The following is a 4,268-nucleotide window of genomic DNA, read 5'->3' as shown; positions in this document are numbered from 1 at the left end:
AGCGCCCGACCCCGCGCGGGGCGCTCACGCGCCGCCCCCGCACCCCCGGCTACGCCGCTCCACTCACCCACGAACCGATGCCGCCGGCATCACCCGAGAGGAAACCCCAATGACCACGCCCGCCCCCGACCTCATGGCCCGCATCGCCGCACTCCTCACCGTCACAACCGACCTGACCGCCCCCATCGGACTCCGCGAAGACGCCCGCCGCACCGCCACCGACCTCATGGCCCGCCACGACATCGAACCCGCCGCAGCGCGCGCAGCCTGCGGCACCGGTCCCCAACGACTCACCATCGACGACCACCCGGTATCCAACGTCGACGGCCATGGCCAGGCCCGCGCCAGCCTCGTTATCGGCATCGCCATTGCCCTCGACTGCAAAGGCGTCCACCAGCCCGCCCCCGCGCCGAAGGCCTACCACGCGATCCTGCTCGGCCGCGCCGCCGACGTCCGCGCCGCCCGCCGGCTCGCCTGGCAGACCTTCCACAAGATCCATAGCGCCATCGATCCCGGCGACCCGCAGCTACCCGACTTCATCATCGGCTACGGCCGCCGAGTCGCCGAGGCAATCGCCCGGCCCCGCGTGTTTATCACCCCGGACGAACTCCATCACCGCGGACGCCTCCACGCCCTGCTCACCGCGCGATTCCCCCGCCTGAACACCATCACCGTCGAGTCCCGCACCGACTGGCTGATCGCCGGCCGGGCCGCCGCCGACCGCGACGCCGTCCGCGAGCTCAGGCCCACCGAAGAGGCCCGACCCAACCGAGCACCGACCGAGGCCGGCCACACCCCGGACAGCGGAGAAGACGGCAACCCACCATCCGACGACCGGTGACCCCGAAGGCCGCCGCGCGGGGCCCGCCTCCGGGCGGGCACGGCAAGCACCCGCCCGAGCCCCGATCGCCGGGTGATGCCCCCAACATCACCCCGAAACCGCCCCAATCAACCTGTGGAGACACGATGTACGACGGACCTACCGACGCCGACTTTATGTCATGGCGAGAGCACGACGACCACGCCGGCGACGCCGACGAGATCGCAGCCGAATACCGCGCCGAGGCCCGCCAGGAGGCGGAGCAGCGCCACGCCACCGCCACCACCGGATGCGCGACGTGTGGGGCGAAGCCCGGCCAGCAGTGCAACCAGGACAGCCCCCACCCGGCCCGAATGCACGCCGCCAGCCTTCCATGCGGCACTGACTGCGCGGACTGCCCGACCACCCTGCGCCTCGTTCCCCACCGCGCCCACGCAGAAACTGCCGGCCACTGGCAGGGCCACAGCAAGATTCGCGTTGCCAGCGAGGTATACGGGGTCGGCTACGCCGACCGCCTCGCCCTCCACGTCCCCGGCCCCGAATTCTCCAACCCCCATGTCTGGCCGGTGTCGGGAACGCGGCACCGCTACGAACCCGCCGACGTGACCGCCACCGTCGGAGCCACGCTGATCATCGACGGCACCGCCTACCAAATCCGGCCCGCCCCCGTCGGGATTCGCATCGAGCAGGCACCCGCACAGCCGCCCCGCCCGCACATGTTCGCCACCACCGCCGAGGAGATCGCCCACGCCATCGGCAAAGCCCTCGACAACATCGACGCCGCCACCACGGCGCTGAGCGAGCTGACCGACACCGCCCCGGAGCCCGGCACCCCGGCCGCCACCCTCGCGACCATGCGCCAGCGCATCCGCGTCGCCGTCGCCGACCTGTGCGCCGTCCACCAGTGCGCCGAAGACCTCACCAACCCGCAGCAACACACCTGACCGCCGGCCACGGGGTCGGGCGCATCGAGCGCCCGACCCCGCGCGGGGCGCTCACGCGCCGCCCCCGCACCCCCGGCTACGCCGCTCCACTCACCCACGAACCGATGCCGCCGGCATCACCCACACGAACGGACCAACCCCATGACCACTTCACCCCGCCACCAGTGGAACCAGCACACCACCGCCGCCGGCACCCCGTGCACCTGGTCGCAGTCGCCCACCACCGCCGACCCCACCAGCGGCCCGCGCTGCCCCGACCGCTGCCCGACCAGCATCATCCACCAGCCGGGTCACGCCGGAGTGGACCCCGTCAGCGTGATGGCCCTCGCCGTGCTCATCCACGCCGCCGAAACCCACCACACCGTCCGCGGCGCCGACATCCCCACCGCCGTCCGCAACAAGCTCATCCGGACCCGACACCTGACCCCCATCCCCGGCACCCCAGACACCTACCGCACCGCCCTGCCCTGCAAATGCCCCCCAGGCGAGCCCATTGCCGGCCAGCACCGCCGAGACTGCACCGTCACCAGGACCTACGACCACCTCGCCGACGCCCTCGACGAACTGACCCACAAAGCCGGCCAGGCCAGCGAGGCGTACGACGACCTCGCCGTCCTGCTCCCCCCAGCCGACGCTGCCCAACTGGTCGACCAACTCGCCCTCCTCGACCAGGCCAGCACCGCCCTGGCCCAGCTCCGCGACCACGCCGACCGCATGACAAACCCCGCCACCGCACCCCGCTGACAGCCCAGGGCGCGGCCGGCGGCGGCCGCGCCCCCAACCCGGAGCACACAATGACCGACCGCCGTAGCCTCGCCCTGCCCAGCCCCTACACCGACCTCGCCACCGCCGAAATCATCAACACCGACACCGGCCGCGTCACCTACCGATTCCGCGCCCCCCGCGCCACCGGAACGATCGTCATCGGACCCGAGTTCCGAGGAGAAGACTCCCCCATCCCCACCCTCATCTACGTCCAGTTCGGCGAAGACGCCTACAACGATCACGACCGCGCCGACCGGCCCGTCATCAACGGCGTGACCATCACCGGCGGCGTCATCCTCAACCCCGCCGAATACCTCGCCCGCCCCGACAGCGGCTACCTCGGACTGCGCCGCAGCATCGACCGCTGGACGAACACCAGCGCGCCCACCGCGACCAGCCGCTACGGAGCCGCCATCATCCGAGCCCTGGTCGCCGCCTGGCACGAACGCCCAGACCACGACGACCTCATCCAGGCCGCAGCCCGACACGCCGCACCCCGTCGCCTCGCCGAACTCCACCGACACAAGATTGACCCGATCAAGGCGCAGATCGACAAGCTCTCCGACCAGCTCGTCGACCACTACGCCCTCGCCGGCCAGCTGACCCGCCTCGCCGCCGAATACCAAGCCACCCGCGCCCGTACCAACCCCGAACAGCCTGACCCGGAGCAGACGCCATCATGACGCCCCCCGACGCCACCGCCGCCCCAACCACCGCCACCCGATACCCTGACCGGCGTACGGTCACCGCCCGACGACCGCCCACCAGCGGCCGGCGGGCGGCCCGCCGTACGGCCGCCGCACCACCGCCGTATCCCCTCACCGGCCCAGGTCCGGCGACCACCGTCGCCCGCACCCGAGCCCGCGAGGACCCCGTGACCGCACCCGGCCAGCACGACCGCACCAACGACCCCGCCGTGCCCACCCGCCTGGTCCACGACCACCTCTGCACCAACCGCGCCGGCATCGCCCACCTCGCAGGCTGGACCCCCGGCAACTCCGTCAACGTCCGCGCCCGCACCGACCCCGACTTCCCCCACGGCACCAAAGACGGACGCGAATACTGGTACCCCTTCGACGGACCCCACGGCGTCGACGCCTACATCGCGCTGCTCGCCCAACGCGCCGCCGCCAAAAAGCCCCCGCCGGTCAAGGACGGCAACCCCGACGACGAACTCGCCGGAGAAGACGCCGCCGACGCGCTGCACATCGCACCCGCAACCCTGCGTTCCTACATCCGGTACTCCGTTCCCTACTGGAACGGCGAGAAGACCGGACGGCCCCTCCTTCCGGCACCGGACATCGAGGAAGAACGCGAACACGAACGGCTAGGCCCCTACACCTACCGAGCCTGGCGCCGCCGCACCCTCGCCGCCCACCAGGCCACCCGCCCCGGCCCCGGCACCGGAGCCGGCCGCCCCCGAGGCCAATAAGCGACCGAAAAGAGCAACGGCCGGAGGGTTAGTTTGGCGAACCCCCTCCGGCCGTCTGGCGTCGACGCCACACCGGCCCCAACAGGCCAAAACGTCAACCACCTGCCTATCAGCATACGCACTGCCACCACCGACCGCCGCGCCAGGGATGCGCCCGTCGGAGCCGGTCATCGCCCCCAAAGACGCGGTTCGTACCGGGCGAAAATCGATGATGTCGTGGCGCCGTCGTGGTGTGGGCCGTTGCTCCCGCCGTCACCGGGCGGGGGCCCACCAGTGGGTCCCCTCGCCCTGCCAACTCCGCGTCCAC

Annotated in this window: 5 protein-coding genes; all 5 read left to right on the top strand. The window is 72.0% G+C overall.

Annotated elements, in window-relative coordinates; translation table 11 throughout:
• Window positions 1-109: 109 nt before the first annotated feature.
• The 5 genes from ABZ671_RS32440 (at window position 110) to ABZ671_RS32420 (ending at window position 3,961) form a co-directional block, all read left to right on the top strand.
• On the top strand, window positions 110-841 hold the full coding sequence (locus tag ABZ671_RS32440) for a hypothetical protein (RefSeq protein WP_357865304.1): 732 nt from the start codon (window positions 110-112) through the stop codon (window positions 839-841).
• Window positions 842-966: 125 nt separating this feature from the next.
• Entirely contained in the window at window positions 967-1,764 is a 798-nt protein-coding gene (locus ABZ671_RS32435) for a hypothetical protein (RefSeq protein WP_357865301.1), read from the top strand.
• A 141-nt stretch (window positions 1,765-1,905) separates the two neighbouring features.
• Window positions 1,906-2,508, top strand: coding sequence for a hypothetical protein (locus ABZ671_RS32430; RefSeq protein ID WP_357865298.1), 603 nt, complete (start codon window positions 1,906-1,908; stop codon window positions 2,506-2,508).
• A gap of 50 nt (window positions 2,509-2,558) precedes the next feature.
• Window positions 2,559-3,212 carry a hypothetical protein gene (locus ABZ671_RS32425; protein WP_357865294.1) on the top strand — a complete coding sequence of 218 codons (654 nt, stop codon included), beginning with the start codon at window positions 2,559-2,561 and terminating at the stop codon, window positions 3,210-3,212.
• Complete coding sequence (locus ABZ671_RS32420) at window positions 3,209-3,961, top strand: hypothetical protein (RefSeq protein WP_357865291.1); 753 nt, start codon at window positions 3,209-3,211, stop codon at window positions 3,959-3,961. The genes ABZ671_RS32425 and ABZ671_RS32420 overlap by 4 nt, the downstream gene beginning before the upstream one ends.
• The last annotated feature ends 307 nt before the right edge of the window (window positions 3,962-4,268 follow it).

Origin of the sequence: Micromonospora sp. NPDC006766, from assembly GCF_040636055.1 — a bacterium.
Taxonomy (GTDB): Bacteria; Actinomycetota; Actinomycetes; order Mycobacteriales; family Micromonosporaceae; genus Micromonospora.
Note: the sequence above shows the minus strand (reverse complement) of the source record. Positions and strands in the feature narration are given on the sequence as shown.